Consider the following 12,116-nt stretch of genomic DNA (forward strand, 5'->3'; position numbering starts at 1 on the left):
CTCAGGCCCCGGCGGCGCCGGCGAGCAGACCCAGGGGGCCGAAGGCCAGCACGGCACCGATCAACAGGAGGGCCACCGCGGCCCAGCGGGTCCAGGCCAGGGGAAGGCTGCGCAGGATCAGATAGCTGGCACCAGTCACCAGCACCGAGCTCACCAGGGCCCCCGTCCACCAGAGCAGGCTGCTGCCATCCCTCGGTGATTCGCTGCCATGGAGCAGGCCGTGGATGCCGACCGCAGCGGCCACCACCCCCCCCACCCACGGGCTGGTGGGATCGATCAGACGACCGGTGGCGAGGATCAGAAGCCCCACCGAGGAGATCGCCAGAGCCGCCAGCAGCTCGCCGGCGGGCAGCACCACCCCGGCCGCGCCCAGGATCGCCCCCAGCACCGCGCCCCCCAGGGCCCAGATCAGCAGGCGCGCGGAGATGAACGAAGCGGCGGATCCTACCGAAATCAACAGGAAAAGGTGGTCGAGGCCGAACAGAGGGTGGCCCAGGCCGGCCAGCACACCGCCGTGGACGCCACCGTGGGCCTGGGCCGGCAGGCTGCCCAGAAGAACCACCGAAGCCGCTGCCACCGAGGCAAGTACCGCTGCACTGCGTTTCATCGGGGGAAGCCTTTTGACAATCGTGTTGCATCCTGCCATCGCCCCACCGCTCTGGCGCCGTTCGGGGTGAACTCCTGCGGCCGGGTCTTGCCCCTCTATCAACCGATCAGTTGTCTTGGCCCTGGGCGCCCTCAGCTCTCCAGCAGGCAGTTCACGGCCAGCTCAAAGGGCACCGCCTCCTTGCGCAGGGTCAACAGGGTGCTCACCAGGACCGCCAGGTCTTCGCTCTGGGTCATCGCCCCGGGGGGGATGCTCTGCACGCCGGCAGCCATGGCGGTGTTCACCCAGCCTGGACAGAGGGCCGTGACCCTGATGCCCAGGGGCCAGCCCACGTTGCGCATCGTCTGACAGAGGCCCAGCAGCGCGAACTTGCTGACGGGGTAGGCGGCCAGGGGCCCCTTCACCCTCCGCCCACTCATGGAGACCAGGGTGATCACCCGACCATCGCCCGAGGCCACCAGGTGGGGCCAGATCGCCCGGGTGAGCCACCAGGGGCCCATCAGGTTCACCTGCAGCACCTGATCGATCTCCGCGGTCTCGGCGGCATCGAACAGCAGCCCGGCGCGAGAGAAGATTCCGGCGCAGTGGATCACCCCATCGAGGGCGCTGAAGCGGGCGGCGCTGGCCTCCACCCAGGCGTTGGCACTGGCAGGATCGCTGGCCTCGTAGGGATGCACCAGGACACGGCTGCTCGTGGCCAGGGCGCTGCCTTCGAGATCGACGGGGTGGCGGACGCCAAGGCTGAGACGGTGGCCGTCAGCCAGGGCTCGCTCGGCGATCGCCCGGCCGATGCCGCGGCTGGCGCCGCTGATCAGGAGGGTGCGGCTCACGGCGAGGGCACGGTGAACCTTCTATTTTCCCAGGCCGTTGACGGCCTCGGGCAGCGCAGCGCCCAAGGCGGAGATCAGCGCCAGGGGATGTTCCACACCAGGCCATGTTCCCCTCCTGGTTGCCTTGAGCATCAAGGGTCCACCGCGCCAAGACGCCATCCCAGGCGGGTAGCTCCCATCAGCAGGGGGGTTTGCCCCTGGCGTTGCCGTGGGAGATCCCGTGCGCGCCCATGGGGCCCTCGACATCGGGGTCGACGGCGGACGCGCCGAGGGGCAGCAGGCGTATCTGTTGTGGGCCGAGCTTGATTTCGAAATCATCACCGGGCCTGAGACCCAGCAGAGCGGTGTAGGCCTTGCCCACCATCAGGTTTCCATTGAATTGAACCTTTGTGTGAAAGGTGAGCCTGCGCTTCCCACCTCTGCGCGCTCCCCTGCGACCGCTGATGTCGAGGCCCTTGGCTGCCAACAAGGCTTCATAGAAGGCGGTGAAATTGAGACGTTCGCTCCCATCTTTCTGTCGCGTCACATAGCCGGTAGCGCGCACGAGTTCCGGCTTGCTGGCCTCACTCAGCTCCTTGACGGCACTTAAGAGTTCTTCTCCCGACAACATGGTCCTTGAGCGCAACCGATGTCTTCAATCTATTGATCGAGCGGCATTTGAAGTCCATCGCTTGCCGCACATGTGCCGCAGAATGTCCCGATGGGTTGTGTCTTGATCACGATGTCTGCAGGCGATGACCAGTTCATTCCCGCTGCGATGACTGATACCAACGAGCAGGAGATGGAGCCTCGATGGTCCGCTCCATGGCTCCATCCGCCGCCCGCTGTTTGGCGTGATTCAGCAGCTTTGCCTTGGCCGTCCCCCTTGAGCTGGGACGATGCCGGCGCCAGCCGGGCCAGTTCCTTCACCTGGGGGCCATGGGTGGTCAGGGCCTGCCGCGCCCTGGCCCCATCGGAGCAGGGGCACTTGCAGGAGCGCATCCCCGGTGCCTGATGGGTGGTGGCCCTGATGAGGGAACGCATCACCAGTTCGGAGCCGCCAGGTCCGCCGTTGGTGGCCACCTCCAGGCCCGTACCGAGGCCCCATTCCATTGGGGTGGGCAGGGCGACACGAGGGCTTGAGCGGAGCCATCGGAGCCCGCCACCATGCTCATGGCGGGCCTCGGCAAGGCCGACCATGCGATTGCCATTGCATGGATCAGGCAAAGGCTCGCCGGACGTCACCCGGGCAATCGCCTGATCGACGAGCAGGTGGCTGCTGGGCTTGAGGTCATCACCTGCGGTCGCAGGGTCTCTGCGAGTTCTCTCCAGTGGCAGGCGAGGGCGGTGTTGGCTGTTGTGTGGTGACGGCTGGTGGAGTTCTGAAGTCTGTTGGGCCGCCGGTCCCCTCCCGGCAAGGGGCCTGAGCCAGGTGTTGGGCAGGGTCCCATCGGCGTACGCCTCCGTGGGGTCGTTGCTGAGGTTGGAGCGCCTGGTGAGGGCGAGCTTCAAGGGCGTGCCGAACCAGTCGTGGGTTTCCTTCTCGAACGGTATGGCCATGGCACCACTGCCCTGCCTCCTGTCATTCGGCTACGAAGGCGAGCCCGCCTTCGCGGATCGAGGGGCTCTGCTGAGCGTGCAGAACGAGGCTCCGACCAAAACCCCGGGGGCCGATCCCGATGGTCTGGCCAGCCGCCGGGCGTTGGTCCGCAGACGGGAGCCGTTGCTGGCTTCGGCGGCGGCCAGGAAGGGACCCCAGGCCACCCGGACAACCACGTCCTTGGGCTCGAAGGCGGCGCGGGGGGCGGAGCGTTTGGGAGCTCGATCTCGCCACCGCTGGGTTCGGGGTCCACCGAGGCCCGGTCAATCGCACCGGCGCGGGGGGCTTCCACCATCGGCAGCCCAGTCGTGATCGCTGACCACAGCACCCCACCAGCGCGGGATTCGATCAGTCTCGCCAGGGTGCCTCTGGCCTGGCGAGAAGCCTGCACGGGAGCCGCCTTCTGCTGGCCGCTGCGAATGACCCCGAACGTGGGGGTGGGAGGGGCTGCGGGGCTGGGGGCGCCCAGCGCAGCGGTCGGTGCTCCACCGGGGCCCGGCGACTGCACGGGAGAAGTCCGTGGGATGAACGTCTTTGGCGACAGGGTTGAGGCAACCATAAGGTTAAGGAACCCTCTTTTCTTGATGCTCCCCCATCCCGATGGGGGGCGTTTCTGAAGCATCCATGCCGTAGTGGTTTGAACGACCACCCGATCGAGACGTCTGCCTCGTGAATGGGCGCGACCTGAAGACGCTCGCGCCCATTCAGGCCCCGGGGTGAAGGGCGACCAGGCCGTCAAGGCCCCAGGTACGCGGGCCACCCCTGTCGAGAGTTAGGCCAAGCCCATGCCTCCAAAGAGACCCGTGAACTCTTCAGCTTCGATCCTGGTCCTGGGCGCTTCTGATGCACCAGCGCTCCGCAGGATGCTCAGTCTCTTCAGCGAGCGCCTTTCACGATCGGAGACGTACCTCAACGAACAACAGGCCAGGTCGTTGGCGGCCTGGCCGGCTATGTCCTTCCCAAGTTCAAGCAGGAGAGCATCTAGTTCTACATCTACGACGTGGCGGTCGCGGAGGATTTTCGGCGCCAGGGCATCGCCACCGCACTCATCAACACCATCATGCTCATCGCCCACCAGCGCGGCATCCATGTGATCTTTGTACAGGCCGACTATGGCGACGATTCGACAGTGGCGCTGTACACCAAGCTCGGCACACGGGAAGACGTCATGCACTACGACATTCTTCCGATCGAGTAGTTGACGTGATCGAATTCCGCCAGGAAACCCGCCGCCGTGGGACTGCAGGCATACAGGCCGATCGCTGCCGTGCCCGTTTCGTCCAGCTCCTGCAGCCGGGCCATCCGCAGTTGCTGCCAGTGCTCCCCATCCAGGCTGGCGTCGGCGATCACGTCCCGGCCTTTACGGCGCAGCCGGAACCACACCGTGGTGATCTCCCGGGCCAGGGGCTGGGTCGACCAGTCGGAGGCCTGGGCGTTGGTCACTACCGCGCCGAGCCGGTTGGGGCCGTCCGGTTCGAATTCCACCGAGGTCTTGATCCAGCAGGCCGGTGACAGCCGCAGCAGCAGCCCGGCCTGGTCATGGCGGTGCCGCGGATGGGCCGTCACCCGGCTGGTCAGCACGACATCACCGTCCACCTCCGCCAGCAGGGCGTGGCCGTCGTCGGCCTCAAAGCCGTAGTGGGTGCGCTGCCAGAAGTCAGTGCGGCCGGCTGGCCAGAGCCGCAGGCGGCCTGCGGCGGCATCGCGCTCCCATCGCGGCGGCTCGTTCAGCCAGAGCAGGTCTGCGTCGTGGTTCATGGCGTCATCGGGGTGGAGACCAGGCCGATCTCCTGGCCGTAGGAGAGCTCCAGGGTGTGGCCGTCGGGATCGCGCAGGAAGGCCCAGATCCCCACGGGCGGGCCATCGTCCCGCGGGTCTGCTAGCAGCACCCCCTCGGCGCGGGCCACTGCGCAGAGCTCCAGCAGACGCTCTGGCGTGGCGCACCCCACCCCGAGATGGCCCATGGGCCGCAGGGGCGCGTCGACCACCGCGGTCTCGATCAGCACCACGACGAAGGCTCGGGTGCCGTCGCCGATCCAGGCGGCGCGCGGCCCCGTCTGGCTGTCTCGCTGGTGGACCAGTCGCAGGTCGGTGTAGGTGGCATAGAAGGCCAGGCTCCGCTCCAGATCCGAGACGGGCAGGGCCACATGGGTCAGTCCGATGTCAACCATGAGGTGTGAGGGGCAAGGAGTTCGTTGCGGGGTAGGGAGCCTGGAGGAGCAGGCCATAAAGGCCAGCCAGGCCCAGTACCACGGGCACCAGCAGGGCGGGCTCGCCGGCCAATCCCATCCAAGCGGCGCTCCAGCCCTGCGACGTGGGCACCAGCACGCCCAGGGCCGCCTCCACCGCCCCGATGACCCCAAAGGCGGAGCAGGCCACCCCCATTCGCAGCTCGCCCACTGCCTCAGCCATCGGAGTGGGAGCGGTGGGAGGAGGTGGCGTCACTGCGGCGCAAGGCCACGGCACAGAGCAGCAGCACCAGCCAGTGGACGGGCCCGTTCGGGCGCTGGGGGACCCCAGCCAGCCCCAGTGGTCGATCAGCAGCGAGCCGATCAACTGGCTGAAGACCACCGTCATGGTGGTGGCGGTGAGTCCGAGCCTGGGAATCACCAGGGTGGACAGGCTCACGTAGAGGGCGCCGAGCATGCCGCCGCCCAGGGCCCAGGGCGGGACAGCGGCGAGCTGCTCCAAGGGGCCAGCACGGAAACCTCCCAGGGCCAGCAGCAGGCTGAGGGCGGCGGCACCCACCAGGAAATTGATCGTGGCGGCGGCCACCGCGGAGCGCAGGCTGCCGCCCAGACGCGCATTGGCGGCCCCACCCAACGAGAGAAGACTGCCTGCCGAGAAGGCACAGAGCACGGCCGAAAGGGGGTTCATTGCGCACCCCCCGGCTGGGTGAGCAGGGCCATGGCTGCCAGGAACAGCGCCATGGCCGCGTAGCCCCGGGCGCCGAGACGCTGGCGCCGCACCCCCAGCCAGCCGTGGTGATCCATCACGAGGCCGGCGAGGCCTGGCCGGCCACCACCAGCCCGAGGGTGAGGGTGGCACCGAGACGCGGGATCACCAGGGTGCTGGAGCTGACATACCAGGCGCCAAGCACCCCGGCCAGCAGGCTCAAGCGCGGCGCCGTGCCGATGCCCGCCAGTCGGGGCCGGCATGAGGCCACTGAGCAGCAGGCCGACCAGGGTGAGCGAACCCAGCAGGTAGGAGTGGAAGGCGGCGAGGGCAACGGACTAGAGCGATTAGGCCAGCTGGGCGTTCATGGCCGCCTGCACCGGCAGCAGGGCGCCGGCCAGCAGGGCCATGGCGATCGCTACGGCCGAGGAGACGGGCACAACGGGCGCCGGCGAGCGGGGCAGAGACAGGCAAGATATCTCGATGCCAAGAGACTTGATCCGAAGCTAGGCGCAGGATGTCTCGACGTCAAGCTATTCTCGGGCCATGGCCTCCGACCGCATCGACCAGAGCCTGAGCCAGTGGCAACAGGCGTCCCCGGCGCTGGATGTCTCCGCCCTGGCCGTGGTGGGGCGGATCCTGCGCCTCGCCCGGCGGCTGGAGCGCCAGCGCGAAGCCTTGCTGGCCCCCCATGGGCTCAGCCTCTGGTCGTTCGATGTGCTGGCCGCCCTCCGGCGCCAGCCTCCACCGCACCAGCTCACCCCCACCGAGCTTTACGGAGCGTTGATGCTGTCCTCGGGGGCGATGACCAACCGGATCGACCGTCTGGAGGGCGACGGTCTGGTCGAGCGGCACCGCGAAACCACGGACCGGCGCAGCGTCCTGGTGCGGCTCACGGCCAGGGGCGCCCAGCTGGTGGAGACGGTGCTGCCTGTGATCGTTGGCAGCGAGCGGGAGCGGCTGGAGCAGTGCACCACCTCCGAGGAGCGTGAGCTCCTGGCCGGGCTGCTGCGCCGCCAGCTCCTGGCCCTGGATGCCGGCGACTGAATCCCTCTCGCGCACCCCAAGGGGTCCGCCGCCATGTCGTCCGCGCTTTCCTTGAGGCCCCTGACGCTGGCCGACCGCCAACGCCTCGAGCACCTGTGGATCGCCTGCACCGACTTCTTTCAGTGCATCGAGGGCAGCCCGATGGTAGCGAGACGGCGGCCGAGCTTCTCGGACTCCTTGCGCCGGAGGTGAGCAGCGGAGAGAAAAGCCTCGTCGTCGTGGAGATCGGCGCTGAACTGGTCGGGGTGGTGGAGCTGGTGGCGGGATTCCCACGGCCGGACCAGTGGTACGTCGGTCTGCTGCTGCTGCATCCCGATCAGCGCGGTGCCGGAGCGGGAACCGCCATCTGGGAACACCTGCGGCAACGGATGATCCAGGAGGGGGCCAGCACCGTGCGACTCCTCGTTCAGAAACAGAATCCCCGGGCGCGCCGGTTCTGGGAGCGGCAGGGATTCGCCGTGGAAAAAGAGATGGTGGCCAGAACCGGCAGGCAGGAGAGCCCCGTCTGGCTGCTGCATCGTTCGCTGCAGGCGGAACAGCAGGCGTCTGACACGTTCATGAAGATCAAGCTCGAACCCTGGAATCCCGCCTGGCTGGATGCATTCGAACGCACCAAGGCACGACTCCTTGCCGCCCTGCCGGTCCCCGGGCTCTTGATCGACCCTATCGGCAGCACGTCGCTCGGCGACATCAGCGCCAAGCCGATCATCGACATCCTGGTCGGCCTGCAACACGCAACCCAACTGGATGAGGTGATCCATCCCCTGCTGGCCGCAGGGTTCACCTATGTGGAGGCGTTCACAGGCGCCATGCCGTACAGGCGCTTCTTCGTCACCCTCAAGGCTCTGTCGGACCAGCCGCTGCCCCGTGTCATCGGCCCAACGGATGCTCTGGCCTTCGGACGTGTGTACGACTCCATCGCCAACATTCATGTGATGAAGCGAGGGACGTTCACTGGAGGCGTCATATCGCCTTTCGTGACTACCTGCGGACGCATCCGGAGGTCAGGACTGTCCATGAAGCGTTGAAGCTCAAGAGCGCAGAAATGGATTTCAAAGACCCTCTCGATGACAACAGCTTCAAGGAGGAATTCATCCAGGAGCATCAGGAGAAGGCGATGCTATGGTTCCAGCAAAAGGGGCTCTCGATCACGACCTTGGATGGGATCTCTGACTGATTTCAGTCTTTTCCTCTGGTGAGAGAGCCTCTTTCATCGATTGATCCCTGAGCCAGTTGATCCATGAAGGTCATCATTCTTGGCAACGCCGGGGCAGGCAAAAGCACGCTGGCAAAGAAGCTGATCGCCCGGCAGCCTGCCGCCCGGCTATCGCTCGATGAAGTCGCGTTCGAGGGCGGAACCGAACGACGCCCCCTTCAAGGCAGTGTCGATGCTGTCAGGCGTTGGATTTCGCAGCAGGACAGCTGGATCATTGAAGGCTGTTATGCGGACATTCTGGAGCCCGTCCTGGCCAACGCCGATGAGCTCATCTTTCTCAATCCTGGGGTTGATGCCTGCCTTTCCCACTGCCGCTCAAGACCCTGGGAGCCCGAGAAGTTCAGCTCTCGCCAGGAGCAGGACGAGAACCTCGACAACCTCCTTTAGTGGGTTCGCTCCTATGAAAGCCGTGCCGACGAATACGGTCTTTCCAGGCACCGAGAACTGTATCAATCCTTTCAAGGCAAGAAGCGGGAACTCTGCGATCCAGCAGCGTATGAATCTGTCGCTTGAATGAATCAAGTCAGGTGCTCTGTCTTTATCGCCACCAGTCTGGATGGCTGCATCGCGCGCAACGACGGTAGTATCGATTGGCTCGAGCGCATCAATGCAAACGTGCCGGCTGGGGAAGACTGCGGCTACGCCGAGTTCATGCAGACGGTCGATGCGATCGTCATGGGTCGTGCCACCTTTGAAAAGGTCCTCAGCTTTCCCGCTTGGCCCTACGCCAACACGACGGTCTATGTGCTCAGCTCCACCATCAGCCGTCTTCCTGCCGACCTGCCGAACACCGTCCACCTGCTCAACGCCACGCCCCATGATGTCGTGGCCGTCACTACGGATGAAGGCCATCGTCATCTCTATATCGATGGTGGGCGAACCATTCAGGCCTTCCTGAGAGCTGGGCTGATCACCGAACTCACGATCACCTCCATTCCGATGTTGCTGGGCTCAGGGATCAAGCTCTTCGGTGATCTGCAGGTCGAGGCAGAGCTACGCCTGTTGTCATCCAAAGCGTTTCCGTTCGGATTCGTTCAGAGTCACTATTCAGTATGGAAATAGCCTAATTTCCAGATGCAGAAGTCAGGAGCGAGAAGTTTGTGTCATGGCTTTGCAATCCTGCCCGCATCTGATCAGAAGCGTTATCCCATACGCCCCCCCCCCTCCTGGGGCCTGAGTCGCTGGGATTAAGCGGCAGCCCCAACCTCCCCAGGGGGCATGCCAGGCCCCGATGGGTTGATGGAGCTGGGTCGGTCTGCGGCCGGTGTCGTGGATCCGTTCAGGCCCCACCTAAAATTGGTGGCCTGCTTTTCGTGCCTTGCCCTTGCTTTGCCTGCGCCAGTTCCACCTCCTGGGGCTGTTGCCATGGCTGATGGTGTTGCCGCTGCTGCTGACGCCCCGACGGGCCAGCGCGGTGACGCCCATCCCCGCGCTTCCCACCCCAGCGCGGTTCCCGACGGCGGATACTGACCCCCAGCCCGTGACCTACAGCGGCATCGTGCTCAAGGTGGAGAACGGCCAGGTGCTGCGGGTCCGGATCGGCAACCAGGAACGCCGGGTGCGTCTGGCCTGCGTTCAGGCTCCCCGCCCTGCGCAGGAACCCTGGTCCTGGCAGGCCAGCGAGGCACTCCAACGCAGCGTTCCCCTCGGAAGCCCAGTGGAGATCGACCTGCGCGCGCGCGATGTGTTCGGCCGCCTGGTGGCCGTGGTGCGGCTGAACGGCCGCGATGTGGCGTCGCCGTCGCTGCGACAGGGGGTGCTGTTCGCCTACGACGGCTACCTGGGCCAGTGCGGCGACCTCGCCTACCCCCGCCTTGAGGGGGAGGCGCGTCAGTGGAAACGTGGGGTCTGGAGCGTGGAGGGGGGAATCGAGCGACCCTGGAACCTGCTCGCCCGCCAGGCCTCCGTCGAGGAGCCTTGACTTGCGCAGGCTGACCACAAACCGCAACAGATCGGACAGATCCCCGGTAGCGTTGACAGTTGGATGACTCCTCCTTCAGGGCAGGCCATGGGCTACGAACCGGGTACGAGCGAGTGTCGGCTGCTGATCGACACCAAGGAGCAGATCGAGGTGGCCTTGATGAACCTGGCCCGGCTCGATGACACCGAAACGATCCGCCAGCAGCTGGTGGCGATCTACAACGAGCTTGAAGCGCTCCATGACCTGCGCCGCACCAAGGCTCAGCAGCTCAGCGTCTGAACCTGCTCTCCGCCTCTGGCGGTCGCGTCCGCTGGTCGCCGTTGGAGTTGGAAGCGGGCGATGAACCGCTCCAGTTCCATGGGGCCCCAGCGCCGCTGCCAGGCGGGAGGATCGCCGCAGCAGCGCCAGGCCGTGATGCGGAGGGGCCAGCGGGCCCCCTGGCGATGGACCACCAGGTAGCGGTAGTCGGCCTGGTGACAGGCCTGCGGTGCCACCAGCGGATCGGCCCGATGTTCGTCCCGCAGCAACTCGCTCAGCAGAGCGGCTGCGGGGAACCCCGCCTCCTGGGCCCTGCGACTGGCCCGCTCAAGCCGCATTGCTGTGCCGGCGGGACTCCCCTGGTGGGGCACCACCAGATGCACAGGTCCCCATCCAGGAAAGCCAAGGAACGAATAGACGGCGGAGCTGAACACGGGCCGGAGGACATGGGCCCCTTAGCAGTGCCCCTCCCGTATCAAAGGCAACGAACGCAGGGGCGCTTGCTTCCCCGGGAGCAGCGGCTCAAGGAGGCGGCTCGCTGGCTGCGGTGCCCCTGGTCGAGACACGCCTGGGGCGGCTGCGGCCTGTTCGGTTGCTCACCTCGCGGCTGTTGGCCTGGTAACGGTGCACCACCGGCAGGCGCTCAGCTTCAAAGGCCGAAAGGGCGCCACGCCAATCGCCGGGGTGGGCCTCCAGCTGCCGTGCCAAGGCTTCGGCATCTTCAAAGCCGGCGGTCATTCCCCTGGCCTGGGAGGAGCTCATCGCGTGGGCCGCGTCTCCGATCAGCGCCACCCTCTCCACCACCAGGTGGGGCAACGGATCGATGTCATGGGTGTAGCCCGCCACCACGGCCTCCGGTGCTGTGGTGGCGATGACCCCAGCGGCATCGGCCGGCAACTTGGCCAGGGCTTCAGCCGGAATCGGTTCCTCCAGCAGACGCCGGCGCTCACCTCGATCGCTGGGCAGGGGCTCCTCGTTGAAAAAGCCCCAGTGGGTGCGCGAGCGGCCCCTGGCGTCGGGGCCGAGATCGAAGAAGTTGGCGTAGATGCCCCTTCCCCGGGCGTAGACGAAGAAATCCCCGTCGGTGCAGAAGTGCTCGTCGTGGAGCACCCCGCGCCAGACCCGATCGCCGAGGTAGTTGAGCCGCCGCTGGGGCTGCACCAGCGGCGCCAGACGGGAGTAGAGCCCATCGGCGCTCACCAGCAGATCGCCATTCCAGTGGCGGCCATCTGCGAACCGGGCCCTGACCCCATCGGCCTGTTGCTCAAGGTCCACCAGCTCGCAGAGGGGTTGGAAATCAGCCGGATCGAACACGTTCCAGAGCGCTTCGAGGATGGCGCTGCGGTGAATCAGCAGCGCCGGCCATTCATCGGGTTCCCGTTCCACCGCATGGCGTTCGATTTCACCCCCCTTGAGGTTGCGGAACACATAGCGCTGGACCGGCTGGCCCGCTGCCACCAGGGCCTCCACCAGGTGCGGAAGGCCACTGGCCGCGATGGCCTCCACCCCCGCCTTCACCAGCAGAATGCCGCACCCTGCGCTGCGGGCGCTGGGCGCCTTTTCGAACAGCGACACCCGATGGCCGGCGCGCTGCAGCAGCACCGCCAGGTACAGACCGGCGGTGCCGGCCCCGACGATGCCGATCCGAAGCGCTGCGGCCATCAGGGGTGCCCAGGGCCCTTCAATCTGAACCAGCCTTAGCGCCCTCGAGGTGCGAACCGACACGCCCCCCTGGCGCCTCTGGCCGCTGGGGCTGGCCCTGC

At 66.4% G+C, this 12,116-nt stretch carries 18 protein-coding genes and 1 pseudogene; 10 read left to right on the forward strand and 9 right to left on the reverse strand.

The annotated features are described in order from the left end of the window. Position 1: 1 nt before the first annotated feature. From KBY88_RS02745 to KBY88_RS02755, 3 genes are all read right to left on the reverse strand, one after another. Entirely contained in the window at positions 2-607 is a 606-nt protein-coding gene (locus KBY88_RS02745; RefSeq protein ID WP_254938339.1) for a HupE/UreJ family protein, read from the reverse strand. Between the two features lie 131 nt (positions 608-738). Next, positions 739-1,437: an SDR family NAD(P)-dependent oxidoreductase gene (locus KBY88_RS02750; RefSeq protein ID WP_254938340.1), complete on the reverse strand. Its 699-nt coding sequence runs from the start codon at positions 1,435-1,437 to the stop codon at positions 739-741. Between the two features lie 178 nt (positions 1,438-1,615). Next, the gene (locus KBY88_RS02755; RefSeq protein ID WP_254938341.1) at positions 1,616-2,047 is read right to left on the reverse strand and encodes an AbrB-like transcriptional regulator; all 432 of its coding nucleotides are present in this window, start codon (positions 2,045-2,047) and stop codon (positions 1,616-1,618) included. A gap of 255 nt (positions 2,048-2,302) precedes the next feature. Here KBY88_RS02755 and KBY88_RS02760 point away from each other — a divergent pair, with 255 nt between their 5' ends. From KBY88_RS02760 to KBY88_RS16100, 3 genes and pseudogenes are all read left to right on the forward strand, one after another. Further along, the gene (locus KBY88_RS02760; RefSeq protein WP_254938342.1) at positions 2,303-2,431 is read left to right on the forward strand and encodes a hypothetical protein; all 129 of its coding nucleotides are present in this window, start codon (positions 2,303-2,305) and stop codon (positions 2,429-2,431) included. Between the two features lie 152 nt (positions 2,432-2,583). Beyond that, a complete protein-coding gene (locus tag KBY88_RS02765) occupies positions 2,584-2,784 on the forward strand; it encodes a hypothetical protein (RefSeq protein WP_254938343.1) in 201 nt (66 codons plus the stop codon). A gap of 1,160 nt (positions 2,785-3,944) precedes the next feature. Beyond that, a pseudogene (locus KBY88_RS16100) lies at positions 3,945-4,214 on the forward strand (GNAT family N-acetyltransferase); the annotation flags it as partial. Here KBY88_RS16100 and KBY88_RS02775 read toward each other — a convergent pair. From KBY88_RS02775 to KBY88_RS02790, 4 genes are all read right to left on the reverse strand, one after another. Then, on the reverse strand, positions 4,190-4,774 hold the full coding sequence (locus tag KBY88_RS02775) for a DUF1349 domain-containing protein (protein ID WP_254938344.1): 585 nt from the start codon (positions 4,772-4,774) through the stop codon (positions 4,190-4,192). The pseudogene KBY88_RS16100 and the gene KBY88_RS02775 overlap by 25 nt on opposite strands. Further along, positions 4,771-5,187, reverse strand: coding sequence for a VOC family protein (locus KBY88_RS02780; protein ID WP_254938345.1), 417 nt, complete (start codon positions 5,185-5,187; stop codon positions 4,771-4,773). Before KBY88_RS02780 ends, KBY88_RS02775 begins: the two co-directional genes overlap by 4 nt. Further along, the gene (locus KBY88_RS02785; protein ID WP_254938346.1) at positions 5,180-5,893 is read right to left on the reverse strand and encodes a DMT family transporter; all 714 of its coding nucleotides are present in this window, start codon (positions 5,891-5,893) and stop codon (positions 5,180-5,182) included. Before KBY88_RS02785 ends, KBY88_RS02780 begins: the two co-directional genes overlap by 8 nt. Before the next feature lie 115 nt (positions 5,894-6,008). Next, entirely contained in the window at positions 6,009-6,182 is a 174-nt protein-coding gene (locus KBY88_RS02790; RefSeq protein ID WP_254938347.1) for a DMT family transporter, read from the reverse strand. Positions 6,183-6,457: 275 nt separating this feature from the next. Between KBY88_RS02790 and KBY88_RS02795 the strand changes: the two genes are divergently transcribed. The 7 genes from KBY88_RS02795 to KBY88_RS02820 all read left to right on the forward strand — a co-directional run bounded on the left by KBY88_RS02795 (position 6,458) and on the right by KBY88_RS02820 (position 10,374). Next, complete coding sequence (locus KBY88_RS02795; protein ID WP_254938348.1) at positions 6,458-6,958, forward strand: MarR family winged helix-turn-helix transcriptional regulator; 501 nt, start codon at positions 6,458-6,460, stop codon at positions 6,956-6,958. Positions 6,959-7,053: 95 nt separating this feature from the next. Continuing rightward, a complete protein-coding gene (locus KBY88_RS02800) occupies positions 7,054-7,986 on the forward strand; it encodes a GNAT family N-acetyltransferase (RefSeq protein WP_396102388.1) in 933 nt (310 codons plus the stop codon). Further along, positions 7,926-8,135, forward strand: a complete 210-nt coding sequence (locus KBY88_RS16210) for a GrpB family protein (protein WP_396102451.1) — start codon at positions 7,926-7,928, stop codon at positions 8,133-8,135. The genes KBY88_RS02800 and KBY88_RS16210 overlap by 61 nt, the downstream gene beginning before the upstream one ends. 63 nt (positions 8,136-8,198) lie before the next feature. Then, positions 8,199-8,561, forward strand: coding sequence for an AAA family ATPase (locus KBY88_RS02805; RefSeq protein WP_254938349.1), 363 nt, complete (start codon positions 8,199-8,201; stop codon positions 8,559-8,561). Between the two features lie 126 nt (positions 8,562-8,687). After that, the gene (locus tag KBY88_RS02810) at positions 8,688-9,236 is read left to right on the forward strand and encodes a dihydrofolate reductase family protein (protein ID WP_254938350.1); all 549 of its coding nucleotides are present in this window, start codon (positions 8,688-8,690) and stop codon (positions 9,234-9,236) included. Between the two features lie 256 nt (positions 9,237-9,492). Beyond that, complete coding sequence (locus KBY88_RS02815; protein ID WP_254938351.1) at positions 9,493-10,095, forward strand: thermonuclease family protein; 603 nt, start codon at positions 9,493-9,495, stop codon at positions 10,093-10,095. A gap of 87 nt (positions 10,096-10,182) precedes the next feature. Further along, on the forward strand, positions 10,183-10,374 hold the full coding sequence (locus KBY88_RS02820) for a hypothetical protein (protein ID WP_254938352.1): 192 nt from the start codon (positions 10,183-10,185) through the stop codon (positions 10,372-10,374). On the opposite strand, the gene KBY88_RS02825 is transcribed toward KBY88_RS02820, so the two are convergent. Together KBY88_RS02825 and KBY88_RS02830 are read right to left on the reverse strand one after the other, a co-directional pair. After that, positions 10,356-10,787, reverse strand: coding sequence for a hypothetical protein (locus KBY88_RS02825; protein WP_254938353.1), 432 nt, complete (start codon positions 10,785-10,787; stop codon positions 10,356-10,358). The two genes, KBY88_RS02820 and KBY88_RS02825, sit on opposite strands and share 19 nt — an antisense overlap. Before the next feature lie 88 nt (positions 10,788-10,875). Further along, a complete protein-coding gene (locus KBY88_RS02830) occupies positions 10,876-12,015 on the reverse strand; it encodes an FAD-dependent oxidoreductase (protein ID WP_254938354.1) in 1,140 nt (379 codons plus the stop codon). Positions 12,016-12,116: the final 101 nt, after the last annotated feature.

This window comes from Cyanobium sp. Morenito 9A2, assembly GCF_024345575.1.
Classification (GTDB): domain Bacteria; phylum Cyanobacteriota; class Cyanobacteriia; order PCC-6307; family Cyanobiaceae; genus ATX-6F1.

Bases quoted from the DNA above. Each gene is read 5' to 3' on its own strand.
- KBY88_RS02780 (WP_254938345.1), bottom strand. From the start codon at position 5,187: ATGGTTGACATCGGACTGACCCATGTGGCCCTGCCCGTCTCGGATCTG.
- KBY88_RS02765 (WP_254938343.1), top strand. From the start codon at position 2,584: ATGCTCATGGCGGGCCTCGGCAAGGCCGACCATGCGATTGCCATTGCA.
- KBY88_RS02810 (WP_254938350.1), top strand. From the start codon at position 8,688: ATGAATCAAGTCAGGTGCTCTGTCTTTATCGCCACCAGTCTGGATGGC.
- KBY88_RS02785 (WP_254938346.1), bottom strand. From the start codon at position 5,893: ATGAACCCCCTTTCGGCCGTGCTCTGTGCCTTCTCGGCAGGCAGTCTT.
- KBY88_RS02755 (WP_254938341.1), bottom strand. From the start codon at position 2,047: ATGTTGTCGGGAGAAGAACTCTTAAGTGCCGTCAAGGAGCTGAGTGAG.
- KBY88_RS02775 (WP_254938344.1), bottom strand. From the start codon at position 4,774: ATGAACCACGACGCAGACCTGCTCTGGCTGAACGAGCCGCCGCGATGG.
- KBY88_RS02820 (WP_254938352.1), top strand. From the start codon at position 10,183: ATGGGCTACGAACCGGGTACGAGCGAGTGTCGGCTGCTGATCGACACC.
- KBY88_RS02805 (WP_254938349.1), top strand. From the start codon at position 8,199: ATGAAGGTCATCATTCTTGGCAACGCCGGGGCAGGCAAAAGCACGCTG.
- KBY88_RS02795 (WP_254938348.1), top strand. From the start codon at position 6,458: ATGGCCTCCGACCGCATCGACCAGAGCCTGAGCCAGTGGCAACAGGCG.
- KBY88_RS02745 (WP_254938339.1), bottom strand. From the start codon at position 607: ATGAAACGCAGTGCAGCGGTACTTGCCTCGGTGGCAGCGGCTTCGGTG.
- KBY88_RS02830 (WP_254938354.1), bottom strand. From the start codon at position 12,015: ATGGCCGCAGCGCTTCGGATCGGCATCGTCGGGGCCGGCACCGCCGGT.